Annotated in this window: 21 protein-coding genes and 1 pseudogene; 5 read left to right on the top strand and 17 right to left on the bottom strand. The window is 62.3% G+C overall.

Annotated features, from left to right (window positions below; genetic code table 11):
• Positions 1-171: 171 nt before the first annotated feature.
• The 8 genes from H4V99_RS04245 to H4V99_RS04210 all read right to left on the bottom strand — a co-directional run bounded on the left by H4V99_RS04245 (position 172) and on the right by H4V99_RS04210 (position 9,300).
• On the bottom strand, positions 172-753 hold the full coding sequence (locus H4V99_RS04245) for an HhH-GPD-type base excision DNA repair protein (protein ID WP_280675822.1): 582 nt from the start codon (positions 751-753) through the stop codon (positions 172-174).
• Between the two features lie 40 nt (positions 754-793).
• Entirely contained in the window at positions 794-1,564 is a 771-nt protein-coding gene (locus H4V99_RS04240; protein WP_280675821.1) for an amino acid ABC transporter ATP-binding protein, read from the bottom strand.
• Positions 1,561-2,595: an amino acid ABC transporter permease gene (locus tag H4V99_RS04235; protein WP_280675820.1), complete on the bottom strand. Its 1,035-nt coding sequence runs from the start codon at positions 2,593-2,595 to the stop codon at positions 1,561-1,563. The genes H4V99_RS04240 and H4V99_RS04235 overlap by 4 nt, the downstream gene beginning before the upstream one ends.
• Before the next feature lie 4 nt (positions 2,596-2,599).
• Positions 2,600-3,532: a transporter substrate-binding domain-containing protein gene (locus H4V99_RS04230; RefSeq protein WP_280675819.1), complete on the bottom strand. Its 933-nt coding sequence runs from the start codon at positions 3,530-3,532 to the stop codon at positions 2,600-2,602.
• Between the two features lie 50 nt (positions 3,533-3,582).
• On the bottom strand, positions 3,583-5,064 hold the full coding sequence (locus H4V99_RS04225; RefSeq protein ID WP_280675818.1) for an amidohydrolase: 1,482 nt from the start codon (positions 5,062-5,064) through the stop codon (positions 3,583-3,585).
• 3 nt (positions 5,065-5,067) lie between these two features.
• On the bottom strand, positions 5,068-6,000 hold the full coding sequence (locus H4V99_RS04220) for an ABC transporter substrate-binding protein (protein WP_280675817.1): 933 nt from the start codon (positions 5,998-6,000) through the stop codon (positions 5,068-5,070).
• Positions 6,001-6,079: 79 nt separating this feature from the next.
• Positions 6,080-7,189: an o-succinylbenzoate synthase gene (gene menC / locus H4V99_RS04215; protein ID WP_280675816.1), complete on the bottom strand. Its 1,110-nt coding sequence runs from the start codon at positions 7,187-7,189 to the stop codon at positions 6,080-6,082.
• The gene (locus H4V99_RS04210) at positions 7,189-9,300 is read right to left on the bottom strand and encodes a M20/M25/M40 family metallo-hydrolase (RefSeq protein ID WP_280675815.1); all 2,112 of its coding nucleotides are present in this window, start codon (positions 9,298-9,300) and stop codon (positions 7,189-7,191) included. The genes menC and H4V99_RS04210 overlap by 1 nt, the downstream gene beginning before the upstream one ends.
• A gap of 71 nt (positions 9,301-9,371) precedes the next feature.
• Between H4V99_RS04210 and H4V99_RS04205 the strand changes: the two genes are divergently transcribed.
• Positions 9,372-10,376 carry an AsnC family transcriptional regulator gene (locus H4V99_RS04205; RefSeq protein ID WP_280675814.1) on the top strand — a complete coding sequence of 335 codons (1,005 nt, stop codon included), beginning with the start codon at positions 9,372-9,374 and terminating at the stop codon, positions 10,374-10,376.
• Between the two features lie 53 nt (positions 10,377-10,429).
• On the opposite strand, the gene H4V99_RS04200 is transcribed toward H4V99_RS04205, so the two are convergent.
• From H4V99_RS04200 to H4V99_RS04170, 7 genes are all read right to left on the bottom strand, one after another.
• Positions 10,430-11,152: a hypothetical protein gene (locus H4V99_RS04200; protein WP_280675811.1), complete on the bottom strand. Its 723-nt coding sequence runs from the start codon at positions 11,150-11,152 to the stop codon at positions 10,430-10,432.
• 177 nt (positions 11,153-11,329) lie between these two features.
• A complete protein-coding gene (locus tag H4V99_RS04195; protein WP_280675810.1) occupies positions 11,330-11,725 on the bottom strand; it encodes a hypothetical protein in 396 nt (131 codons plus the stop codon).
• On the bottom strand, positions 11,722-12,276 hold the full coding sequence (locus tag H4V99_RS04190; RefSeq protein WP_280675808.1) for a TQO small subunit DoxD: 555 nt from the start codon (positions 12,274-12,276) through the stop codon (positions 11,722-11,724). Before H4V99_RS04190 ends, H4V99_RS04195 begins: the two co-directional genes overlap by 4 nt.
• Before the next feature lie 11 nt (positions 12,277-12,287).
• Positions 12,288-13,277, bottom strand: a complete 990-nt coding sequence (locus H4V99_RS04185; protein WP_280675806.1) for a radical SAM protein — start codon at positions 13,275-13,277, stop codon at positions 12,288-12,290.
• Between the two features lie 2 nt (positions 13,278-13,279).
• The gene (locus H4V99_RS04180) at positions 13,280-14,104 is read right to left on the bottom strand and encodes a PhnD/SsuA/transferrin family substrate-binding protein (RefSeq protein WP_280675804.1); all 825 of its coding nucleotides are present in this window, start codon (positions 14,102-14,104) and stop codon (positions 13,280-13,282) included.
• Positions 14,105-14,111: 7 nt separating this feature from the next.
• Complete coding sequence (locus tag H4V99_RS04175; RefSeq protein WP_280675802.1) at positions 14,112-15,245, bottom strand: acyl-CoA dehydrogenase family protein; 1,134 nt, start codon at positions 15,243-15,245, stop codon at positions 14,112-14,114.
• Positions 15,246-15,578: 333 nt separating this feature from the next.
• Positions 15,579-16,253: an SDR family NAD(P)-dependent oxidoreductase gene (locus H4V99_RS04170; protein ID WP_280675800.1), complete on the bottom strand. Its 675-nt coding sequence runs from the start codon at positions 16,251-16,253 to the stop codon at positions 15,579-15,581.
• A gap of 613 nt (positions 16,254-16,866) precedes the next feature.
• Here H4V99_RS04170 and H4V99_RS04165 point away from each other — a divergent pair.
• Positions 16,867-17,814 carry a hypothetical protein gene (locus H4V99_RS04165; protein ID WP_280675798.1) on the top strand — a complete coding sequence of 316 codons (948 nt, stop codon included), beginning with the start codon at positions 16,867-16,869 and terminating at the stop codon, positions 17,812-17,814.
• A gap of 967 nt (positions 17,815-18,781) precedes the next feature.
• Entirely contained in the window at positions 18,782-19,666 is an 885-nt protein-coding gene (locus tag H4V99_RS04160) for a hypothetical protein (protein ID WP_280675796.1), read from the top strand.
• Positions 19,667-20,008: 342 nt separating this feature from the next.
• On the opposite strand, the gene ychF is transcribed toward H4V99_RS04160, so the two are convergent.
• Positions 20,009-21,082, bottom strand: coding sequence for a redox-regulated ATPase YchF (gene ychF / locus H4V99_RS04155; protein WP_280675794.1), 1,074 nt, complete (start codon positions 21,080-21,082; stop codon positions 20,009-20,011).
• Between the two features lie 64 nt (positions 21,083-21,146).
• On the opposite strand from ychF, the gene H4V99_RS04150 reads away from it, so the two are divergent.
• Both H4V99_RS04150 and rmuC read left to right on the top strand, forming a co-directional pair.
• Positions 21,147-21,761, top strand: coding sequence for an exonuclease domain-containing protein (locus H4V99_RS04150; RefSeq protein ID WP_280675792.1), 615 nt, complete (start codon positions 21,147-21,149; stop codon positions 21,759-21,761).
• A 126-nt stretch (positions 21,762-21,887) separates the two neighbouring features.
• On the top strand, positions 21,888-23,351 hold the full coding sequence (gene rmuC, locus H4V99_RS04145; protein ID WP_280675790.1) for a DNA recombination protein RmuC: 1,464 nt from the start codon (positions 21,888-21,890) through the stop codon (positions 23,349-23,351).
• A gap of 490 nt (positions 23,352-23,841) precedes the next feature.
• On the opposite strand, the pseudogene H4V99_RS04140 reads toward rmuC, so the two are convergent.
• A pseudogene (locus H4V99_RS04140) lies at positions 23,842-24,252 on the bottom strand (DUF6264 family protein); the annotation flags it as partial.
• Between the last annotated feature and the right edge of the window lie 53 nt (positions 24,253-24,305).

Raw genomic sequence — 24,305 nt, 5'->3', positions numbered from 1 at the left:
CGGTAGCCGAACGGAGGGGGACCTGTGCTCCGTCAGAGCGCGGGACCTCCGCCACCCCGCAGGTGGGGTGCATTGTTGCCCACCATTGTGCCACCGAGCGCGCAACTCGCTAGGTGTGTGTTTCTGCAGTAGTCGGGGCGCAGGTGCTGTCGGTACGAATCAGACGTCGAATCAGGTGGCTACAGTCGCCGTCTTTGCGGCGGCCTTCGCCGCCCGCTTCGTCTCTCGGACGCGACGCAGGGACTCAGCGTCGACGATGTCTGCGACGGAGCGGAAGCATCCGTCTTCTCCATAAGCTCCCGAAACGGTGCGCCAGCCAGCCGCCGTGACTCCGAGCCGTTTGCCGAGCAACGCCAGAAAGATCTTCGCTTTCTGCTCACCAAACCCCGGGAGCGCCTTAAGTCGCCGCAGAATCTCGGCCGCGTCTGGATTCTCCCGTGTCCACAGGGCAGCCGTGTCGCCGTTCCAGTCCCGCACAATGACCTCGGCGACCGCCTGAACGCGGGCCGCCATCGAGCCGGGATAGCGATGTACGGCGGGGGTCGCTCGAAAGACCTCCACGAAGGCATCCGGGTCGTAGCCCGCGATCGTGGCCGGGTCGAAAGTAGCGATGCGGTCCCGAATTTTGGCTGGTCCGCTGAAGGCGACCTCCATGGCAATCTGCTGATCGAGCAGCATGCCCAGCAGAAGGGCGAAGGGATCGTCGGTGAGCAGGGTGTCCGCAGCGGTATCGCCGGTGATGTGCAACGTCATGGCCCCATTGTGCCACCGGGCAGGCCGCCCGAGGTATTACTTACATCACGCTATCCAAGAAGGCCTTCGTGCGCGGATTTTGAGGGTTGTCGAGAACCTTCGACGGTGGTCCGGACTCCACGACGACTCCCCCGTCCATAAAGACCACCTCGTCAGCAGCGCCGCGGGCAAATCCGATCTCATGGGTCACAACAATCATCGTCATCCCATCCGCAGCGAGCTGGCGCATGACATCGAGCACATCACCCACCAACTCAGGGTCGAGCGCACTCGTGGGCTCATCGAACAGCAGCAACTTCGGGTCCATGGCGAGAGCCCTGGCAATTGCGACGCGCTGTTGTTGCCCTCCCGAGAGCTGCGCCGGGTACGATCCGGCATGGTCGGCTAACCCCACCCGGTCGAGCAGCTCCAGGCCTCGTGCGTTCGCGGTCACCTTGGGCATGCGGCGCACACCGGTCGGTGCGGCAGTGATGTTTTCGAGCGCGGTCATATGGGGAAACAGGTTGAATCGCTGAAAGACCATCCCAATGTCACGCCGTTGCCGCGCCACTTCCCGCGGATTCATCTCGTAGATTCGGTTGCGTCGCTCCGCGTACCCGATGAGTTCCCCCGCAACCGAGATTCGTCCGCCGTCCACACGCTCGAGGTGGTTAATGCAGCGAAGGAAAGTGGACTTGCCCGAGCCGGATGGGCCCAGCAGACACATCACCTGGCCGGCATCAACGCTGAGGGAAATTCCCTTCAGCACTTCAACTCCGCCATAGTGCTTGCGCACCTTCACAGCCGAGAGCAGCGGTTCTGTACCGGTCATCGTTCATCCGCCTTTTCTGCAGTTGTTCTCGCGTGTGCGGCGGTCGGGCTCGTCGTCATGAGCACGTCCCGTGTCTCGGGCGACGGTCGTTTCGGTCGCACAGCACTCCACACGCGATCCAGCGGTGTGCGGGGCTGCTTGCGGGCGTTGCCGCGACCGTAATGGCGTTCCAGGTAGTACTGGGGAATGGAGAGCACCGTTGTCAGAAATAGGTACCAGCAGCTGACGACCACGAGTAGTTCTACCTGGCGGAGGTTCTGCGACGAAATCTGGGTGGCCACGGTGTACAGCTCGAGCACGGCGATAACAGAGAGAAGTGACGTGTTCTTCAACATCGAGATCGTCTCATTACCCATCGGCGGAATGATGACGCGCATCGCTTGCGGCAAAATCACCTTGAACAGGGTCAACGCCGGGCTCATTCCCACCGAATACGCCGCCTCATGCTGTCCCTCGTCGACGGAGAGCATCCCGGCACGCACAATTTCAGCTGAGTATGCGGCCTGGTTCAACGTCAATGCCAGCAGTCCGGCGGTGAACGCCGGAATAAGGGTGTTGGTGTCGATCGAGAAAACGTTGAAATCGGTGAACGGAACGCCCAGCGTAATCTGCGAGTACAGCAGACCGAGATATCCCCAAAAGACAATCTGAATGAGCAAGGGTGTGCCGCGGAAGATCCACACGTACAGCCAAGCGAGAGCATTCATGACCGGGTTGGTCGACAGCCGCATGACTGCGAGGATTACGGCCAGAATCGTGGACACGATCATCGACACGACGGTGAGAATCAGGGTGAGCACCACCCCGTCAAGGATGCGCTCATTGAAAAGGTACTCACTGATCGTCGAGTGAGCAATGTTCTCGTTCTCCCACAAGGACGTTGCAAGCGCGACGAATGCTCCTCCGAGCACGACCGCGGCAGCCCAGCGCCACGGATGGCGCAGGGGAACAGCAACAATGTCGTCGGGATCGCTATCGGTCGCAGCCGCATTCGATGACCGCTGAGGTGCCGTTACTCCGTTGTGAGTCATCAGGTCACTTTCCGAGGTTAATTCCAGCTGAGTCGACCGCGTAGTCGCTCAGGTCGTACTTCTGGAGAATCTCCTCATAGCCACCGTCAGCGATGACCGCCTGCAGGGCCAGCAGGAGTGCCGCGGACAATTCGGAGTCGGCCTTCAAAACACCGATTCCGGTATAAACCGGGTTGTATCCGGCCGGATTCTCGGGGTCCTTCACGACGTCAAACATGGTGCCATCACCGGCCGTTTGTGCGGCATAGGCGGCGACGGCCGAGTCGACGACATCGGCGACAGCCTTGCCACTGCGCAGCGCAGTTTGCACGTCGGTCTCGAGCGGAAGCTCCGTAACATTGATCGGACTGCTACCGAGCGCCGTGCACTCCTCGGCGTAGCCGCGCAGAATCTGCGCCTGAACGGTGGCCTTCTGCACCGCGACGTCCTGTCCGCAGAGGTCGAGCACGCCAGTGATGTTCTCGGGGTTCCCCTTCATCACCAGGATTGAGAAGCCGGCATAGAAATAGTCGACGAAGTCGAGGGTCTCCTGGCGCACCTGTGTGTCGTTCAGGCCGGCAATAATGATGTCGTGCTTTCCGGACTGCAGCGACGGAATGATGCTGTCGAACTGCTGCTGGCGCATGTCGATCGTCACGCCGAGCTTGGCACCGAGAGCGTTGGCAAGGTCCACATCAAAGCCGGTCAGCACCTGGTTCTCGTCGAACATCTCCATGGGCGGGTAGATGCCGGTTGCGGCATTGATTACGCCGGCGTCGGTGTATTTCGCTGGCAGTGCCGCAGCAGCCGGGGCATCCACCTCACCAGCCGATGCCGTTCCAGACGGTACGACGGCGGCATCGGGAGTGGCCGCGCACGCTGATAGAGCCAGCGTGCCGACGAGCCCGAGGGATACGGCCAGCTTCCACGACGACCGGTTGCGGTGTCTGATTATCATGGGTATTCTCCTAAATTGCGTGTTGTGTGGGGCAAGAAAATGAGTGGTCTTTAGAGGCGATTGTGCGTAAAACGTCCATTAAGTAGGGTGGCGGCAACCGGCATCCGCCTGAGCTCGTCAACGGATGCCGTGAACGGGTCGCTCTCACAAATGGCCAGATCGGCGACATCGCCTTCGGCGACAACAGAACGTCCTCGTGCGGAGGCTGCGAGCGCCACTGCGCGGGACACGGATTGTTCAGGATGCCACGGAGCACGCCCACCCCGGGTGCGTCCCACAGCGGAGGCAATGGCAGCCCACGGATCGAGCGGAGCCACGGGGGCGTCTGAGCCGAAGGCCAGCTCAACACCGGCCTGCTGCAAACTGGCGAGCGGAAACGCTCGGCCAGTCTCGCCCGGCCAAAATCGGTCTGCCACATCCCTGTCGTCCATGGCATGCTCGGGTTGCACGCTGGCCACAATGCCCAGTTTCGCGAAGCGTTCAATGTCGCTGCTCATCAACAGCTGCGCATGCTCGATACTCCCCCCACAACCCACGGCATCGAATGCGTCGAGGGCGTAGCTGTTCGCCAGATCACCGATGGCGTGAACCGCCGGGCGAATTCCGGCCTGAACCGCCCGTTGCATCCACGATTGCAGTTCCGCTGGCGGAACCGTGGACAAGCCCCGGGAGCCCGGCGTGTCTTCCAAGCCCGGGTATTCGTTGACACACAGTGCCGTGCGCGTGTTGAGCGATCCGTCTGTCAGCACTTTGAACGGCCCAACGGTCAGCAGCCCCTCAGTGCCAGCAATAACGGCGCCGGTACGCAGCCCGAGCTCGATGGCACGCTGCAGATGAGCCGCGTAAATGCCAAACTCCACACGTAAAAACGTGCTGCCACCCGCAATGCGGCGACGCCAGGCGTCAAGGTTCCAGTCCATTTCGAAATCAACAATGCCGACCACGCCCCGTGCCGCGGCGTTGACCGCCGCAGTCTGGGCCCAGGCATCCATACTCTCGTCGGTGACGGTACCGATGGCCGAGACGACTCTAAAGCAATCATCCTCACGCAACAGCCCCGTGGGGTGGTCGGTGAACCCGTGCTCGACCAACGCCGCAGAGTTGAGCCAGCAGCAATGCAGGTCTCCACTCACAAGCACGACTGGAACGCTCGGGGATGCGGCATCAAGCACTGCTCGGTTGGGGGCATCTGCCCAGAGAGCGTCACGGAAGCCACTGCCGACGATGGTGTTCGACGGTGCGACACGGGAAACATGTTTGGCCACGAGCGCTGCGGTCTCCGCGGCGCTGCCGCAGTCGGAGAGATCGAGTCGGCTGAAATTCTGCGCCCACTGGCTAAAGTGCACATGGTTGTCCCAGAGCCCCGGAACCAGCCAGCGACCATCCAGATCGGTCGATTGTGCCGACGACAGAGCGCCGGTACTTCTCGACATGCGCCGAAGCACGGCCTTGTCAGTGCCGGTGTTACTGATCTCAACGTCATAGCTCAGCTCACTGCCCGGCAGCCGACCATTGCGCAGAACGAGCGTCATGGTCTACGAGCCGAGGTTCAGGCCGGCTTTGTCGATGGCGTAATCGCCCAGGTCGTACTTCTCAAGGATCGTCTGGTAGGTACCATCAGCAATGATCGAGTCGAGCGCCAGCACGAGCGCTTTGGTCAACTCGGAGTCCTTCTTCAGTACGCCGATCCCGGTGTAGACGGGGTTGTATCCGTTGAGGTTAGCGGGATCCTGAACCACTTCGAACATCTCGCCATCCCCGGCGGTCTGCGCGGAGTAAGCAGCCACGGCGGAGTCAACGACATCGGCAATTGCCTTGCCCGAGCGCACGGCGGTCTGCACGTCGGTCTCGCTGGGCAGCTCGGCAATCTTGATTGGTCCCGGCCCGGCCTCGGTGCACTGCTCGTCGTAGCCGCGCAGTATCTCCGCCTGGATCGTCGCCTTCGACACTGCAACATCCCGCCCGCACAGGTCAAGCACTGTCGTGATCTTCTCCGGGTTACCAGCCAGAACCATGATGGAGAATCCGGCGTAAAAATAATCGACGAAGTCGAGTGTTTCCTGACGCTTGGCCGTGTCGTTCATGCCAGACATAATGATGTCGCTCTGGCCCGACTGCAGTGCCGGGATATTGGTGGCGAAGGCCTGCTTCTCGAGTGTGAGCGGCACGCCCAGCTTCACACCGATGGCCTGCGCAAGGTCAAAGTCGAGCCCGGTGAGGTTCTGGTTCTCGTCGAGCATTTCCATTGGCGGGTAAGGATAATCTGAGGCCACTTTGATCACGCCAGCCTCCACATATTTTGCTGGCAGGGCGGCCGCAGCGGCTGCGTCAATGTCCCCGACGGGTGCCGTGGCGGTGGGCGCGCTGGTCTCCGCTGTACTCGAGCAGGCGGTCAGGGCCAGCGTTGCCGCAAATCCGAGGGATACCGCGATCTGCCACGCGGGTCGGCTGCTCAGTCGTGCATTCATTGTGTTCTCCTTATATCGGGTGTAGAGACAGTTCAGTGCATGGCTGAAAGCGCGATTGAATCCGCGTCCGGCCGCGAAGCTAAAAGGCGATGTCGGCCCTGGCGGTCGTGACGTCCGCGAGAGCATCAGGCAGAACATCAACGCCAATACCGGGCGCGGTGGGTACCGGCAGGCATCCGTCCTGTAACACGAACGGCGCCGTGAGGTCCTGCTTGTAGTACCGATTGGAGGCCGACGTGTCACCGGGGAGCGTGAAGTTCGGCAGTCCGGCAAGCGCAACGTTGGCCGCACGGCCAATGCCTGTTTCGAGCATTCCGCCACACCACACCGGCACGCCGTGCGCGGCCGCAACATCGTGAATGCGCCTCGCCTCAAGAAAACCACCGACGCGAGCCGGTTTCACGTTAATAATGCTGCAGGCACCAAGCACAATGGCTGCGGCGGCATCCCGAGCAGATTCAATCGATTCGTCGAGGCAAATCGGTGTGGTCATCAGCTTGGCCAGATTGGCGTGGCCGAGAATGTCGTCCTCGGGGAGCGGCTGTTCTATGAGCAGAAGATTAAAGGGATCCAGCAACGCGAGATGCCGCGCGTCTGCCAGTGAGTACGCGGTGTTGGCGTCCACCTGCAACAGGATGTCGTCACCGAAGCGTTCGCGGACCGCGCGCACGGGCTCAATATCCCACCCCGGTTCGATCTTGAGTTTGATACGAAGGTAGCCCTCGGCAAGATACTCGCCGACAACATCGAGAAGGCCGTCAATGGAGTCCATGATTCCCACGGACACACCCGACGGCACCGTGTCGTTAACCGCACCGAGGTACTGACCAAAGGACACTCCCCTTTCCTTCAGCTGGGCATCGAGGATTGCGGTCTCCAACACGGCCTTCGACATCGGATGTCCCTTGACCGGCGCCAGCGTCTTCGCCACGTGTTCGGCCGTCAGCTTGTCACCGACGGCGCGAAGCCGCGGGAGTAGATGATCGCGGATCACGAGGTCGCAGCCGTCAAGAAACTCTGAGCTATAGAGCGGCTGGGGCTCAGCGGCGCACTCGGCCCATCCCTCAGCGTTGGCAGTTGTCACGCGCACAATTGTCATTTCGCGGTGGTCGATCTGCCCAAAAGACGTACGGAACGGGCGAACCAAAGGCATCGTTACCCGGCGCAGTTCAACATTCTCAATTTTCATTACTGTCCTTCTGTTTCAAGCCGATACCAGCCGGCTCGGGTGACCCCACGGATAATGTGTCCAGAGGAAAAACTCGTGGTGAAAATCTCTCGCGCAAACTGTCGCCACTCCGCGGCGATCCGCGGGCTCTGCCTCCGGAGAGCAACGATGTCAGTCGGTACCCGGCACCAGAGGGCGCCTTCCGCTTCGATCACGGCCGGCTCGCCATCCGGGCCCACGTCGCGCACCTGATCGGGAGAGAAAGCGGGCAGCTCCACTGTGGATGCCCGGCCTTCACTGCATTCAACCGCCAGTTGCGTCGTCAACGGCCAGAGCGCCGTCAAGCGGTCACTCTCATCGTTCGCGTTGATCGCACCGCTCATCGCACCATAGAAGTTCGACGTGTATTCCACAGAATGCGCACCGAGCTTGGTCAGGTTGAATCGGGCATTGCGGCTGACCAGCGGGTCGAACGTCCAGCTAATCTCGTCTATGCCACGTTCCAACGCCCACGCCCGTTGATGTTGCTTGAGCGCGAACCCCACACCCTGGTCGGCGTTCGCCGACAAAACACCCGCGATCAGTGAATATGCCGACACCGATCCCGGGGAGACGATGAGAACGGCAGCACCGCAGAGCCCGCCGTTTCGGTCGTACGCGGCCGATACTGCGCTGCCGGCATGACCGAGACCGCGCAGGAGCTCTGCGGACATGGGGCTCTCTCCTCGACCTGTGCCCCAGATCGTGACCAGCAGTTCCGAAACCTCCCGAAGCTCGTTTATCTCGGTTTCTTCTCGGATGCGTACCCCGGCAATGTTGGCGGCGCGCGTCGCTGCGACGCTCGCCTGATCAGCGATCGGCACGGGGACACGTGGCACCGAGACGATGGGTGCGGGGGCGATGGCCCGGCCGCTCTCGTCGAACACGCTCGTGGCTGCAACGGACGGAACCGGTGTCGGCCACGCGGAGTCCGGGAGAAGAAGTCCTGCGGCGAGCGCGGCGCGTTCCACCAGACCCGAACGGCTGGCGTGTTCATGCCGAGCGTGCGCGCCGTCGCCGACGGCTCCGAGGCCATCAAGTACAGGGATGCCCAGAGCAGCAACAAAGTTCGCGTCGCTGGCCCCGCCCACGGAGACCTCGGTCAGGTCGATCCCGAGCAATCGCCCAACCCGAGCGGCCCTCGCGAAGAGCATGCCAATTTCGGTGGTGCGCTCGAACGGTGGCCGGTTCCACTCGGTGTCAACCGTGAGAGTCACGCGTGGGTCCGTGGTGGTCAGGCTGGTGAAGCACCGATCGATGCGCGCCATTTCGGCGATGGACGTCACCCGAACGTCCACCTGCGTCTGAGCACGACCAGCGGAAACATTACTGCGCGACCCGCCGGTGACGAGACCAGCATTAACGGTCGTGCCAGCAGCGTGATCAGCGAATCCCACAATCTGGGTAATAGCCTCCGCAATCGCGTGCACGGCACTGGCACCATCCAGGGGATTAAGGCCAGCATGGGCTTCGATTCCCATCGCGTTCACCGTGAATAGTCCCACCCCTTTTCGTCCGGTTTTCAGAGCACCGCCTGAGCTGCCCTCGAAAACGTAGACAGCGGGCATGCCATTCGTCTTGGTCTCGATGATGGCTCGGGAGGCATGGCTGCCCGTCTCCTCGTCGCCGGTCAGGATGAGCCGGGTGTGGGGTGTGAAACCCGCGGTTTGCTGCAGCGAACGGATACCCCACACCGCCTGAACGAGGCCGGCCTTCATATCGAAAACGCCCGGGCCCGACAGGTACTCAGCGTCGAATTGCAACGGCCACGCACGCGTCGTACCCGCGGGCCATACGGTGTCATAGTGCGCGAGAAGCACGGACTCAGGAGTGTGGCCAAAATCGAGCACGGCAATATTGCCGAGATCAGCGCTTTCAAAAATTTCCTCTCGCACGGGCATGCCGATCCGCGCGTAGATCCACTCGAGAATGAGCGGGAAGGCACGATCAAGCAACTCTTTGTCATCGCTCGGGGTTTCCCATCGAACGTATGTTTTGAGGTCGTGCACCATGTCGTCAGCATGGGCTGTGAGATACGCGAGCGCGTGGCTGATGAGCAGACTCGGCTCGGCCGCGGTTGAACGTTTAGACATGTCGATAGTCTTCGGCCCGTAGTGTTGACTCACTGAGTAGATGCTGAATGATTTCATATACGGAGCAGACTTTGCCGGATTCTTACGTACCTGACGAGTTGGACATCGCTATTGTCGACAGCCTGAGCATCAATCCGCGTGCCAGCTGGATGGCTGTGGCCGATGCCTTGGGCAGCAATGCATCGACGGTTTCTCGCCGCTGGGAACGGTTAAAGTTGCTCGGACTGGCGTGGACGCTGTGTGTGAGGGACTACACGGCCTTGGCGGTGCAGGACCATCTCGACATTCGCTGCCGTCCGGGATTCGCCGAGGAGCTCGCTACTTTGTTTTGTGAGATGAAGTGCTGCCTCACCGTTTCGGCGGTCTCCGGAAACGCCGACCTGCGCGTACTCGTTGACGTGCCCGATATCAGTTCCCTGCATACCTTCATGAACCTTGAGGTGTGGCGAAATCCGGGCATCCTCAGCGTCGAGCACAACATTGCAACTGAAGTCTTTCAAACCGCCCGCGGCTGGGTGTCTGGATCGCTCTCGCTCCGCCAACAGACCGCTCTGCGGCAATCGGTTACGCTTCACCGGCCCGCACTGGCGAGGCTGACATCCCGGGAGGAGCAGATCGCCCTCATCCTGCAACGTGATGCGCGAACATCGGCCAGCGACATCGCTGACGAGCTGGGTATGAGCCTTCCCTCAGCCAGTCGCCAGGTCAGTCGGTTGATCGCGTCGAACAAGATCGAGCTGCGGGCGGAAGCCGCACACGCCGTGGTGGGCTGGCCCATCTCGGTGTGCCTGTATTCTCAGGTGAAGCCGGGTGCCCTGCGCGCGGCGGCGGCGGAAGCTGCAAAACTGCCCCGATCTCGTGCTACCCACACAGTGGTGAGCCCGAGGTGGAATCTGATGACTATCTATTGGATGCGGGATTTGGCGGAGATTCATCGGATCGAAGAGTCACTCGAAGCACTGAGCGAATCCCTGGTTGTCGTGGCCAGGCAGGTGACACTCAAGTCCTACAAGCGCATGGGCATGATCTTCGATGACAATGAACGGGCTGTGCGCAGCGTAGCGACCGACCTGTAAGGCGAGTGTGACGAGTTTCTCGATGGACGGGATTGGGTCTGCACTCCGACCAGTTAGGCCCAGATCACATGGGTGATAATCAGGTTGCCATGGCCGAGGTCCCGAGCGTACGTCGATTGTCCCGAGGCGCGTGAACCGCTCACCAGACGGCCCCAGGAACTGGAATCGTTGCCGACATCAGATTTCGCCTGGTTCGCCGTGACGGACTTGATCGTGGTGCTGCTGTGCACATGATTGTAGATCGTGACTAATTGGTTATAGTCGTGCTGATTCGGGTGTTGATTTGTGCTGGGCAGGTTTGTGTAGTCCATGCAGGTGCCCAGGTTCGCATTCGTGAAATTCTCATCCTGATGGGCCAGACCCAGCGTGTGGCCGACTTCCTGGCAGCTGACCAGATTTCGCCACTCAGGGGTGTTGTATTTCGCGGTGTTGAAGTACGTGTCGTTCAGTTTCACGGTTCCACTCGTGATGTGGGTTCCACCGGTAATCGAGATTGACGCGATGCCGAGCCATCCGTTGCTGCCATAGCTGGCGTTGCAGACTTCAACCTGGCCGGACGTTGCGCTGCAGTTTCGCTTGGCTTGTCCCGCCACGATCTTGGTATCAAGGACGGTCGACGCACTCCAGTCAGACGATGTCGTTGCGAGAAAACTCTTCCAGTTCGCGCTCACGTTATCGCCCACTTTCAGCGTGAACGGGGTGCTGGTGACGGCCCAGTGGTACCCGCCCCAAGAATGATTGGCCTGAGCCGCCGTCGGAGAGATCACGAGCGTCAATGCCACCGCTGTAAGGACGGCCAGAACTGTCTTTCCACGCATGATGTCTCCATTGAGATCGTTGCCTTAGGACGTAGATTTTAGCAACACGTGTGACCGACCTCAAGGTTCCGCCCTATGTCATAGGACGCCTCCGCTTCGGCCTGAGCGCTCATAACGGCAGGAGGCTTCTCCCCGTTATGACCCGCCAGGCATCGCGCGCGAGGTGTTCCAAATCGCCACAAAAGCCGTGCCGAGACCCACCATCAGAGCCGCGGCGTTGACGGAGCCAGAAATGATGCCGATGGTCTGGCCATAGGTCGCCAGTCGTACCAAGCCGGCCACGATCAAGATCGTGCCTGCCAGGAGCACCAAAACCGGCATTCGCACAGCGCAACCCACTGCCGCTACCGCCGCCAGGCCGACGAGAAGCAGCCCCTGCACCACGTTGACCGACACGAATTGGAGAGGCGTATAGTCCAGCAGAGCAAACAGCGAGCTCAGAGCCATGAACCCTGCCACGATCAGGCCTCGGGTACGCCACCGCTCAGCGCCGGTTCCCTGTTCAGCCTGGTCTGACGAACTCTGCGTCATGACAGCACCAGGGCAATCCGGGCTGGCCGACCCGAGACGCGGGACCACTGCGGACGAAGCAGTCCGTCGACCCCGGCAACGCGGCCGGCACCAGTAACCAGAATCACGAATTGCGCGGCGAACATGAGGTAATAGCTCCACTGCCACTCGGCTGGTGTATTCAGCACCGAGAGCGTAATCGCGATCGTCTGCAGGATCCCCACCATCGCCCAAAAGCGCGTCAGGAACCCGACCAACAGGAACGCACCGAGGCAGAACTCGGCAAGGAGCACACCCCAGCCGAAGAGCGCGAAGTTGGGGAAGATGACGTTTTGTACCAGCCAGGTGAAGGGAGCCAGAACCGGGTTCTCCACCGCGTAATTCGTGTATTGGAAGAGTCCGTTTTGAGCGGCCTGCCCAAAGTCGGGCGGTCGTTTCCAGTTCACATTCTGTAGCCACATTAACCCCACAGCAATTCGCACCGCCGCGAGCACCACTCGGGTGGCCCGGCCCGTCGCGATCGCGTTGACGTCCAGCTCACGGGCCGCCGCTGAAGTTGTGTGCACGTTCATGTTTTTCCCTTTCAGGCGCACGCGAACATGGCGGATGCAGCTGTCATCGACGACCACTGCTCGGTGAAGAGGTCACTCACCCGGTCGAGAGAGGGCGCCAGCGGAAGGATATCTCGACTGACGAGAGCATTCTCGTCGAGTGCTGCAACCGGATGCCAATAGATTCCCTCGGCGGTCACCGTTACCTCGGGAATGAGGGATTCCCGCGAGAATGCGATCCCTTCATCCGAGACCCCTTGGTGAGCAATGGGACGGATCACCTGGTCGGCCCGCGGTATGCCCAGTCCGTCGAACAGGATGTGCAGTTCGTCAAGGGCCGGGTCGTCGTTCGCCGAGATGGTGGCAGCGACCCGCACGGTGAAACCCTCGGCCAGGGCAACGGTAATGCCGGCAAGCGCTCGCTTCCAGCTCCCTGCACCGCGGTGCGAGTCGTGCACCTCGGCGGTCGGCGAGTCCACGCTGATCTGCAACGCAAAATTGTCGCGCGGCATCGCCTGCAGCTTACGCAGGCCCTGGCCACGGAACAACATCCCGTTGGTCAACAACGTGGTCGGCAGCCGATCGACGCAGGTCTTCACGATCGCATCGATGTCGGGAAGCAGGAATGGCTCTCCGCCGGTCAGATACAGCTCGCGCACGCCCCACTCCGCCGCCTCAGTCACGAGCGTTTCGATGGTCTCAATCCCGAGAAGGCGCGGATCGGTCTTGGGCGAGGACGCCACACAGCAGTAATCACAGGCCAAGTTGCAGTGAAAGTTGGTGTACAGCCAGAGCCGGGCTCCAGGCATCCGGTTGGCGGGGATCATCGTCGCCGGGTTGCGAGGGCGTCCACGGCCGACGGTCACGTGACCCGCGTCCTGCTCGACCATGACCGTGCTGACCAGCGTGTTTCCGGTCTTCGCGCACCACCGGCGAACGAGCTCTAGCTCGCTCGCCGACGCCACAGAAAACTCGGCCGTGTCACCCTCGGCCAGTTGCTCAACCGTTCGCATGAGCGCCATGACTACCATCGTGAATCAATCCCCTGCTGCTCGATAGCTTCAAACAGGCCACCGTAACCATCAAGGTGTGGCTCGACCCATTTGGTGAGACCCTCAAGTTCAAGGATGCGCCGGTGCGCGGGTACCTCCCAGTCCATGGCCATCAGCTTCGCGACCCAGGGTGCGCTCACCGAGTCGGGAAGAGTGTCGAGGGCGGTGAACATGCAGTGCGAGTATGTCTCGGTTTGCCAGACCTCCTCCAGCGTTCCGGGCATGAGGTCACCACGACCAATGTTTTCCCAGACGGTGATGCCGATGGCTGCGATGTCAGCATCCCCGGCGAGAACGGCGTCGATTGCGTCCAGCTCGCTGCGCCCGGTGTCACCGTGCTTGCCGATATCGCTGTCAAAGCGCTTAATCTGCATGTGATCCACGTCGACCCCGGCTTCGCGCAGGTAGTGGAGAGGCAGGATAGCGGCGTGCGCCGAATCCGCAGAGCCGAGCGCCAGCCGCCTGGTTGCAATATCGCTGGGGCCAGACCATCCGCTACCCGCTGCTGCCACGAATACGGTCGAAAATGCGGCGTCGGTGTCCCGCTGCGCGAGGGCTCGCACGCCTCCATCGGTCTGCATCACCGCTCGAGCGTAGGCAAGGTTGGTATTCCAGGCAATGTCGATCATCCCGGCCTGCAAAGCATCCACCAGTCGCCCGTAGTTGGAGAACAGCACGAAGTCCATGGCCGACTCTGGCTCGTCAAAATACTCGCGAATGCCTTCCCAGATGGGAACGACGTTCGGCGTGTAGGCGACGGCTCCGATGAGAAGGGGGGCTCCACTGAGTTGCGACATCGGATGCTCAGAACAGCGGAAGGCCGGTGAGGGCCTTGCCATAGAAGTCGTAGAGCACGTCGGCCGTGGGCGCCATAACAGAACCCGCTCGGGCGTCCCGGAACGCCCGCTCTATCGGAAGGTGCTTGGAGAACGCGGCTCCCCCGCACACCCGCATCGCGGACTCGGTAATTGCGAGGGCCGCATCATTGGTCGATGCTTTCACCCCCAGCACGAACAGCCCCGTATCTTCGACGGGGTTGGCTACTTTCGCCGCCGCCGCAGCCAGATAGGCATACTGAGCGGCCAGCGCAATGCTCATTTTCGCCACCTGAGCACGAATTGTGGGCAACGCCGACAGCGCCTGATCCAGATGCTCCAAGCGTGCGCCGGTCACATGAGCCGTTGCTGCGTCCACGGCTGAACGTGAAAGCCCGAGCGACACGGCCGAGTTACCCAGGTTGAACCACGGCAGCACCGTAGCCATCATCGTGCCGAAACCGCTGCCCGCCGCCCCGATGCGATATCCGGCGGGAATCTTCACGGCAACCGACATGGGACTCGACTCATTGCCGCGCAGCCCCAGCCCGCGCCACGGGCCAGCGATGTTGAGGCCGGGTGTGGTGGACGGGATCGCGTAAAGATCGACGGTGTCGGGATCGACCGCACTTTTTGACGACATCACGAAGACGTCGGCATGGCCGGCCGAGGTGACCCAACTCTTGTAGGCCGTAAAACTCAGGTCCTCACCATCAATCACAGATTCCGATACCGGAGCCCAGAAATGGGACCGAGATCCTTTTTCACTGAAGGCGAGGGTACCCAGGACCTCGCCCGATGCCATGCGTGAGAGAAGGTCCGGCATGGCTTGCGGAGGAGCGGATGCCACGGTCACCGCAGCGGCGACGTGCATCAGGTAAATCATTGCGGTCGACCCGCACGCTGCAGCCAAGGACCCGACGACGTCAATGAACTCGGCCGGACCGGCACCCATACCCCCGGCCTCCTCGCTGATCACGAGACCGAGCAACCCTGTTCTGCGCAGTGCATCCACCGCATCGATCGGGTAAAAGCCGTCGGTGTCGACCTCTTCGGCGTGAGCTGCGGCGATTGCTGTCACCTCTGCAAGAGCTTCGGCAATCGGTGTTTGCGTCATTGTCATGCGGTCTCCTAGCATCGGCGCTGAGGTTCTCGTCACCGCGACAGCAGTGTCCGATCAAAAACAGTATTCCTCATGACGATGTCGAATCCAAGAGGTTGAATCGCTTTGTTCGGCAGACAATCAGTTACGGAGAAGCACGGGCCGCACCGCACGGTAAGTCTGCGTCGCTGACCGTGCAGCTGCGACCGGCGAGCTGCGTTCGAGGGCGCGGCCCGTGTCGATGGAGCACGCGGGGGCTACGAGATCTGGGTGATGGCCAGAACGAACACGAGGTCACAGAACAGTTCGAGAAAGCTCCCACGAACAGCTCACCGGGTGGCGCGGAAGGGAGCGCTACTCGCGGCCATCCTCGAGCGGGATGAGCATGGTACGGAAGGGACCCGTAGCGGCATGGAGCTCCCAGATGCGGGCGGCCACGTCGTCGATGCCGTTCGGCAGCTGAAGCTGGGGAATTCCTCCAGGGATAACAAGCTGACGCACGCGCACCCCCTCGTCCTCGAGCGCGTCGTGCAGCATCTCACCGTAGGCACTTTCGGACGGGAAGGCTACCGATGTGCCGGCGAAGCCAGCGCGTGCCTTCACCGAGGTTCCGCCATTGATGAGGATGACGCTGCCATCGCCCTTCTCCCGCATGGCCGGCAGCACCGCGCGCACCGCACGAATGAGGCCAAGGGCCGAGAACTGCAGCGCTTCCAGGGCAAGCTCGGGAGTCAAATCGAGCACCGGCTTCAGGTAGTCACGAGACGGAAGCGGGCTGTACTGCAGCGTGGTGATCGCACCCAACTCGGCCGCGGCACGCGCAAGCGCGGACTCCAGAGCTGCTGGCTCGAGAACGTTGGCGGCATAACCGCGGGCGGTCACGCCATCCGCTTCAAGAGTCGCAGCCAAAGCGTCGAGCTTCGCCTGATCTCTCGAGATGAGGGCGACGGAAAAGCCCTCGCGTCCGAACTTGCGAGCGACCGCTGCTCCGAGTCCGGGTCCAGCTCCGATGATGGCGATGACTGACATGGTGACTTCCTTCGGTCGATGACGAAGGGCCTCACGCTACACGGTGAACCTGAACTCCCTGGAGCGCAACGTGGATGGCTGCTTCCACACCCGCTCTTCTCCGACCTGCCCTAAGCCGACGAACGCCTGGCAGCAACTCGGCGAGTGTGATCGTCGGTCCGAGACTCCAACGACGAGACCACGCGGGGATCCGGTTGAGATGGAAGATCTCGGAGATGACGTTCGTGTCAAGGAGGATCATCCGAAGTCGACGGCCCTCGTGCCATCAGCACGCTCCGGAACGGAGAGTCCATCGATGCCACCCGCATCATTCACAAGGAGGGCCAGGCGACGCGGAGCGGGGGGATGGCGTTGATTCCTTCTGCCGCACGGTCTTCAGCGACATTGAGGTCGAACTGCGACTTCAGGCAGCGCCAGAACTGCGCTGAGGTTCCGACGTGCTTGGCCGAGCGCAGGGCGGCATCGGCCGAGATACCGCGCTTTCCGTGGACGATCTCGTTGATCCGTCGCGGCGGAACACGCTCACGACGCCACAACAGCGCCCGACTGGTGATTTTCGCCCGAGGCCGATCAGACCCACTGGCGGCGCCCGAGCCGGACTACTGTTAGCACCATGATCAGTCGCATCGTCGCACGCACACTGTCCGCCGCCGCCTTGGGTGCTGTCTTCCTTGTTTCAGGGATACCCGCAGTCCACGCCGCACCGCAGCCACAGCCCGGTCATTTCGAGGATGTGATCGCGCTTCCCAACGGATTCCAGCCCGAGGGAATCGCGATCGGCCCGAGCGGCACTGCCTACGCCGGCTCACTCGCCGACGGCGACGTCTACGTCTTCGACGTGCGCACCGGCGAGGAGATCAGGACCCTCGAGGGCCCGGGCACTCCGTCGGTCGGTCTGAAGATCGACAACCGCGGTCGGCTTTTCATCGCGGGCGGGCCCACCGGCGAGGCGCGGGTCGTGGATGCCGCCACGGGCGACCTTCTGCAGAGCTACTCCCTCAGCGATGCGCCAACGTTCGTGAACGACGTCGTTCTGACTCGCGACGCCGCATGGTTCACCGACAGCCAGCAGGCGCAGCTCTATAAGCTCCCCTTCGGACCGGGCGGTGCGCTCCCCGGGGCGGATGCGATCGAAGTCGTCCCCCTGTCGGGCAGCTGGATGCAGCAGCCGGGCTTCAACGCGAACGGCGTCGCGGAGACCCCCAACCATCAAGGGCTTCTAGTCATCCAGTCGTCCACGGGCATTCTGTTCCGCGTCGATCCCGAGACCGGCGTCGCTGCGGTCGTTGATCTGGGTGGGCTCCTGCTCCCGAGCGGTGACGGACTGCTCGTCGCCGGGCGAACCCTGTACGTCGTGCAGAATCGGTTGAACACCGTCGCCGTTATCCGCCTCAATGCAGCCGGGACCAGCGGCGAGCTCACCGACCGGTACACGGACCCCGACTTCCAGGTGCCCACGACGATCGCGAAGTTTGGCAACGGCCTCTACCTCCCGAACGCCCGCTTCGGCACTCCCCCAACGCCCGACACTTCCTACTCGGTGGTGCGCATCGATCGGTAACCATTGCCTGCAAACGCACAGCTCCAGCGTTGAGGTCACGAACCCAGAGGTGGCCTCAGAGAACCATGTGGCATCTCGTATCCAGCAGCCGATAGTGCGTTCTCACCTGAGGCTCGACTACCTGCAAGAGGGATGGCTCAACCAGACCCAGCACGGTGCTGCTGCCGATCCCGGTGCGGGGCTCCTCGTAACCCTCCGGTCAACAGTCCGGTCCGATCAGACAAACTCGCCGCGATCTGTCTCGGAGTGAGCACCCGCACACGCGCCGCCGCCAGCTCGATAGCCAACGGGTACTCACGGGGATGCCGGATCTCGCGCAGCGCAAACGGGCCCTTTGGCGGTGCAAGCAGCCGCTGGAGGCGTCCACTCCCGCGCGTTTGAGCGACCTCATTGCCGAGTGTGCCTCGTTCGCTGATCCCGTGCTCGACGCAAGCGCCGAAGCTCTCATTTGGGACCCGCAGCGCGCGCATGGATACCATCGCACTAGCTCGGGTTCATCTGGTCATGCGCGCACAGCGGGCGTTTGTGGCTCGTGCGACTGGCAGGTCAAGCACGCGAGATGCCACAACTGGCCCCTTCACATTTACGAGCTGCCAAGAAACGCCCCTTCGACACGGTTCAAGGGGCAATTCCTGGCATCTCGCGTGGACCAAGCGCACGTCACGGGGCTTTTAGTGGCTTCTCGCGCGCGAGATGCCAAGAAATACCGCCTAGGTGGTGCGGGCTAGACGTTGAAGCGGAACTCCACCACATTCCCTCACGAAAGAATATGACGCACCAGATGTCCTCCACCGGTCCCTGAGGCCAGCAACAGATCAATACGAGACGTGCATGAGCCGCATCAGATCAGCGGAGGCTTGGCCTATCGGACCCGCTGGAAAGGTTCTACAGTTTGCCCAGAGCCGACGTCGTCTCTTTGCCGTCTTGACAGAAGACAGAACCGGCCGGAACCCGATCGGAGCCAAAGATGTTAAGAAAGCTGTCCCTCTTGACGGCCGTCGCGGCCGTCTCGCTGTTGACAATGCCGACACTGCCGGCCGTAGCTGCGCCTCTATCCGGGGCCATTTTCACGACCGACAGTTCCGGAGTGCCGGTGAATTTGAATATCTACCCCACCAAGGAAGCCGTCTATCTCAATGGCGGTCCGGGCTTGAACGCCCCGGACGGTGCCGCCGGGCTTCCCGCCGACACCTATTCCTTTCAGGTGACCGATCCGTCCGGCAGGACGCTGCTGTCCAGCGACTCCGTCGATTGTCGGCAATTCGTCGTCGACGCGAGCGGCGTCATCCAGGATGTCTCGGCTTCCGGAGCCTGCGCGCACGCGACCGGGGTGGACGGCGAAGACGGCGGAGCAACGGTGCAGTTGTTCCCCTACGCTGACACTCCGAACAACGGCGGCGTCTACAAGGTGTGGGTCAGCCCGACGTCACTGCTTGACTGCTCCGCTCCGGGGAACAAGAACTGCTTCGTCCCTCGGTACAGCAAGACGGACAATTTCAAGGTGAGAGATAACCGGATTGTCGAAATTGACACCCGCTTCTGGGCGCCAGGGAACCCCCAGCCCCTGGACGGGATGCTTGCTACCTGGACGGACACGAACGGGTCAACGAACCAGAAGTACTCTGAGTACAACCCCGCTGTCCTCGCGTTCCACGAGGCTCACGTTGAGGCGGCCGAGCAGGGCACCCATCTGATCCAGGTCAGCGACCAAGTGAATTGCGTCATCGATCGGGTGGTGAGTCCCACGGGTACTATCAGCACCCCCACCGGCGGTTTTGTGACCGTTCCGGTTTCGGTGAAGAACCACAATGCTGGTGACGCGACGTACTTCGTGGATGTGTACTGCCTGTAGGCCAGGAGTCGCGAGGGTGCTGATTCAGGAAAGTCATCCGTCCCCGGTTGGAACCACCAAGTATGACCAGCCCGCGGCGTGCTCGGGCGACGGAACTCCTGAGTCAGTCACCCCCGCGGTGCCCGACATTGACACTCGAGGCCTGCGAACACTCATCCGCCGGTTCCCCTCGAATGCTGAGAGCCGACTTCGCGCGTTGCGGTCGAGATCGTCCTGCACAAGAGGCGAACTCGACCGAAACGATCGATCTCGCGGAACTGTTGATCTCCGCGAGACGCCGCCGTCGCCTACGGATGGTCGGGGCTGGAGGGTGTGTGAACGACTCGGTTCCACCACCGCGGGTCAAACGTTAAAGCGGAACTCCACCACATCGCCGTCTTGCATGACGTACTCTTTGCCCTCGATGCGAGCCTTGCCCTTGGAACGGGCCTCGGCGATCGAGCCAGCCTCCATAAGGTCCTCAAACGAGAAGATCTCGGCCTTGATGAAGCCCTTCTGGAAGTCGGTGTGAATGACACCGGCGGCCTGGGGCGCGGTCCAGCCCTTGTGGATGGTCCACGCGCGGCACTCTTTCGGGCCGGCTGTGAGGTACGTCTGCAGACCGAGGGTATCGAAGCCGATGCGTGCGAGCTGGTCGAGTCCGCTCTCCGCCTGACCAGTGGAGGCGAGCATCTCGGCGGCGTCCTCGGCATCGAGTTCGCTCAGCTCAGACTCGAGCTTGGCGTCAAGGAACACGGCGTTGGCCGGTGCAACGAGGGCAGCGAGGGTGGCGAGCTTCTCGGCATCCTGCAGCACGGCCTCGTCCACGTTGAACACGTAAATGAAAGGCTTCGCGGTGAGGAGGCCGAGTTCGCGGATGGGTTCAATGTCGAGCTTGGCGGCGGACAGCGGCTGGCCAGCGTCAAGAATGGCCTGCGCCTTCAGTGCGGTCTCGAGCACGAGGGGAGCCATCTTGCGACCCTTGACCTCTTTCTCGAAGCGCAGCACGGCCTTCTCGAGGGTCTGCAGGTCGGCGAGAATGAGCTCGGTGTTGATGGTCTCCATGTCGCTGGCCGGGTTCACCGCGCCATCGACGTGCACCACGTCGGGGTCGGCGAATCCGCGAATGACCTGAGCAATGGCATCCGCTTCACGAATATTGGCGAGGAACTTGTTGCCGAGCCCCTCCCCTTCGCTCGCTCCGCGCACGATACCGGCGATGTCGACGAAGGACACCGGGGCCGGCAGCAGGGTCTTGCTTCCGTAGATCGTTGCGAGCGCGGCAAGACGGGAATCGGGAAGGTTCACGATTCCCACGTTCGGCTCGATCGTGGCGAACGGGTAGTTCGCCGCGAGCACGTTGTTCTTGGTGAGCGCGTTGAAGAGGGTTGACTTGCCAACATTGGGCAGTCCGACGATTGCAATAGTAAGAGCCACGAGAGACCATTCTACCGGCTGGGTCCACCCGCCCACTGTCAGAGGTACGTGAGACGATAAGGGTGTGCTGAACTTCACCGCAATCGACTTCGAAACCGCCAATTCCTCGGGTGCCTCAGCGTGCTCTGTGGGCCTGGTGAAGGTGCATGACGGCGTTGTCGTCGACAAGGTCTACTGGCTGATCAAACCGCCGGTCGGTCACGACGCGTTCAACGACTGGAACATCAAGATTCACGGCATTCGTCCCTCCGACGTCATTGGTGCAGACACGTGGGCGCAGCAGCTTCCCAAGCTCATCGCCTTCGCCGGGGATGACCACCTCGTGGCCCACAACGCTGGGTTTGATCTCGGCGTCATTAAAACCGCGTGCACCGTGACCGGGCAGGTCATTCCCGACTTCAACTACGTGTGCAGCCTGCAGGTGGCTCGGCGCACCTACCACCTTGACTCCTACCGGCTCCCCGTCGCCGCCATGGCCGCCGGTTATGAAGACTTCGCGCACCACAATGCTCTAGCGGATGCCGAGGCCTGCGCCGCCATCATCGTGCACGCGGCGGCGCGGCACGAGGCTGACACCCTCGAACAGCTGGCACACATCACGCGGGTGAAGATCGGTGCCATTGGGCAGGTGGCTACAAAGGAGCACACCTCCACCCACGGGCCGATGGCCCTGAGCTAGGTTGACTTCGAGCTAGGTTGACTTCGAGCTGGGCAGGCCCCGGGTTAGTGAACGTTGAGCTGGCGCGAACCCGGCTCTCCCGGCCAGCTCCCCACCAATGTCGGTGGTCGCTGGCAGACTTTAACCATGGACATAGTGCTGAGTCTCCTTATCGGTCTCGTCGCGGGCGTGGCTCTCGGCGCCCTCGCTGCAGTGGTCATCACGCAGCGTCGCCACACGGCGACATCGGCTGGCACCGAAGCGGTGGTCGCACCCGAGGTGGTTGAGGCGCGGCATCAGGTGGCACTCGCCGAGGCCCGCTCCCGCGAAGCCGAGGTGCAGGCTGTGTTGCGCGAGGAGCTTGCCTCCCAGAACGCCACGGCCGAGGGCCTCCGCACCCAGATAACGGATGCCCGCCAGCAGTACCGTGAGCTCCTCGAGCGTCAGCATGTCGACGAAGCCACCCGCGCAACCCGTGACCGAGAAGAGAGTAAGGTGCTGCAGGCGCTCGCCCCGGTGAAGGTGAGCCTACAGGACATGCAGCAGAAGGTGGCCGAGCTTGAGGCGCAGCGCAGCCTGCAGCACGGTGAACTCAGTCAGCAACTGCGCTCCGCCACCGAATCCGAGGAGCGTTTGCGCAGCACGGCCGAGACACTGGCCTCGGCACTGCGTTCCAATAGCACCCGGGGTGTCTGGGGCGAGACTCAGTTGCGCAGTGTGGTCGAGGCCGCCGGACTGATCGAGCGCGTTGACTTCGACCTGCAGTCCAGCATCACGTCTGATGCCGGTGCGGGGCGCCCCGACATGGTGGTGCACCTTCCCGGCGGCAAGAACATTGCTGTCGACGCCAAGGTGCCCTTCACGGCTTTTCTGGAAGCAAGCCAAATCTCCCGCGCGGCCACGGGCGTGGAGGGAGCCCAGCGCGAGGTACTCATGAAGGCGCACGTGAAGGCCGTTCGCGATCACATCACCACGCTGGGAAGCAAGGCCTACTGGCAGGGACTGGACGCCTCGCCAGAAATGGTGATCGCCTTCATCCCGAGCGAATCGTTGGTGTCGTCGGCGCTCGAGGCTGACCCGTCGATCATGGAGTTCGCGTTCAGCAAACGCGTCGCTCTCGCTTCCCCCGTCACCCTCTGGTCAGTCCTGAAGACGGTGGCCTTCAGCTGGCAGCAAGACGTGCTCACCCACGACGCCAAAGTGCTCTTCGACCTCAGTCGCGAGCTTTACTCCCGACTGGCCACCACGGCCGCGCACATCGAGAAGCTTGGGCGCTCGATCGAACGCACGGTGAAGGACTACAACGGTTTCGTCGGATCGATGGAGCGTCAGGTGTTGCCGACTGCCCGCAAACTCAACGCCCTCGATGAGGGCAAGGTTCTCGCACCGCTCGTGACGATCGACGAATCCCCGCGCGATCTCACCGCCTACGAATTCGTGGCGGAACTCGAAACGGCCGATCGCGATGACTCCGGACCAGATGATTCCCCCGTTGACGATTCCCCTGTTGACGACTCCCCGGTTGACGACGCCCCGGTTGCGGCCACAACCGCGGAGGACCAGGCCGCAGAAGACGCCGCGCTTCAAGATCTCGCCGACGCGCCCGTCTGACCCAGCGCCGCCGGCGCACTTCGCACCTTCCCGAGCGCCACGAACACGCAATCACCGCCACGCAGCCCTCGGCCCCGGGCCGCCCCGCGGTCACCAGCGCACTTCACCCCCTCCCGGGCCTCACGAACACGCAATCACCGCCACCCAACCAGACCCCCGTACCGCCCGCACGGTCACCGGCGCACTTCGCGCCCTCCCTGGCCTCACGAACACGCAATCGCCGCCACGCAGCCCGCGGCCCGACCCGCCACCACAGTTGCCGGCAGGGTTTGCACCCTCCCGGGCACCACGAACACGCGATCGCCGCCACGCAGCCAGACCCCCGGACCTCGCCCCTGGCACTCGTGCGAACACGCAAACGCCGCCACCCGACCCCCGAAGCCCCTCACGGGTCGACCGGCGGGGTTCGCACCCTCCCGGGCACTACGAAGGCGCAATCGACGCCACCTAACCTTGCGCCCGGAAGGCAGGGTGCCGTCGCGGCCGGGGTCTAGTTGGTGCCGCCGAGGGAGTTCAGCAGCGTGGCGTCGCCGGATAGAACGACGCCCATGAAGGCGAAGATCAGCACAACAGAAAGAAAGCCACCAATGACCGGTACGTAGAACGCACGGCGCGAACGCACCAGAAGAAGCACGGAAACAACGGCTGTTGCGGCCCACAAAAGGGCTTGAACGATGCCGCCGGCCAGAAGAATACCTTCGACGTTGTCTGCGGGTGAGTAGGTGCCCAGACTTTGCTGGGTGTACAGCGTTTGGATGGCCTGCGGCAGCGTATTCAGAATGGATATCGAGAAGAACGTTCCGAGCAGACCGAGAACCAGCAGCCCCAGGGTGACCGGGCGGTCCCACGAGCGAGCCGCGGTTTTCGGACGGCGCCGGTTGGCGCGCCGCTCGCAACCGGCGAGGGCACGCTCACGGGCGGCGGCCCGGCGAGTGGAGCACCGACGGGCGGTGC

Source organism: Cryobacterium sp. CG_9.6, from assembly GCF_029893365.1.
GTDB lineage: Bacteria > Actinomycetota > Actinomycetes > Actinomycetales > Microbacteriaceae > Cryobacterium.
Note: the sequence above shows the minus strand (reverse complement) of the source record. Positions and strands in the feature narration are given on the sequence as shown.

Excerpts from the sequence above, each read along its gene's own strand:
- menC (WP_280675816.1), bottom strand. The coding sequence starts at position 7,189 with ATGAAAATTGAGAATGTTGAACTGCGCCGGGTAACGATGCCTTTGGTT.
- H4V99_RS04230 (WP_280675819.1), bottom strand. The coding sequence starts at position 3,532 with ATGATAATCAGACACCGCAACCGGTCGTCGTGGAAGCTGGCCGTATCC.
- H4V99_RS04185 (WP_280675806.1), bottom strand. The coding sequence starts at position 13,277 with ATGGCGCTCATGCGAACGGTTGAGCAACTGGCCGAGGGTGACACGGCC.
- H4V99_RS04190 (WP_280675808.1), bottom strand. The coding sequence starts at position 12,276 with ATGAACGTGCACACAACTTCAGCGGCGGCCCGTGAGCTGGACGTCAAC.
- H4V99_RS04170 (WP_280675800.1), bottom strand. The coding sequence starts at position 16,253 with ATGTCAGTCATCGCCATCATCGGAGCTGGACCCGGACTCGGAGCAGCG.
- H4V99_RS04240 (WP_280675821.1), bottom strand. The coding sequence starts at position 1,564 with ATGACCGGTACAGAACCGCTGCTCTCGGCTGTGAAGGTGCGCAAGCAC.
- H4V99_RS04210 (WP_280675815.1), bottom strand. The coding sequence starts at position 9,300 with ATGTCTAAACGTTCAACCGCGGCCGAGCCGAGTCTGCTCATCAGCCAC.
- H4V99_RS04165 (WP_280675798.1), top strand. The coding sequence starts at position 16,867 with ATGATCAGTCGCATCGTCGCACGCACACTGTCCGCCGCCGCCTTGGGT.
- H4V99_RS04180 (WP_280675804.1), bottom strand. The coding sequence starts at position 14,104 with ATGTCGCAACTCAGTGGAGCCCCCCTTCTCATCGGAGCCGTCGCCTAC.
- H4V99_RS04175 (WP_280675802.1), bottom strand. The coding sequence starts at position 15,245 with ATGACAATGACGCAAACACCGATTGCCGAAGCTCTTGCAGAGGTGACA.
- H4V99_RS04235 (WP_280675820.1), bottom strand. The coding sequence starts at position 2,595 with ATGACTCACAACGGAGTAACGGCACCTCAGCGGTCATCGAATGCGGCT.
- rmuC (WP_280675790.1), top strand. The coding sequence starts at position 21,888 with ATGGACATAGTGCTGAGTCTCCTTATCGGTCTCGTCGCGGGCGTGGCT.
- H4V99_RS04195 (WP_280675810.1), bottom strand. The coding sequence starts at position 11,725 with ATGACGCAGAGTTCGTCAGACCAGGCTGAACAGGGAACCGGCGCTGAG.
- H4V99_RS04220 (WP_280675817.1), bottom strand. The coding sequence starts at position 6,000 with ATGAATGCACGACTGAGCAGCCGACCCGCGTGGCAGATCGCGGTATCC.
- H4V99_RS04245 (WP_280675822.1), bottom strand. The coding sequence starts at position 753 with ATGACGTTGCACATCACCGGCGATACCGCTGCGGACACCCTGCTCACC.
- H4V99_RS04160 (WP_280675796.1), top strand. The coding sequence starts at position 18,782 with ATGTTAAGAAAGCTGTCCCTCTTGACGGCCGTCGCGGCCGTCTCGCTG.
- H4V99_RS04225 (WP_280675818.1), bottom strand. The coding sequence starts at position 5,064 with ATGACGCTCGTTCTGCGCAATGGTCGGCTGCCGGGCAGTGAGCTGAGC.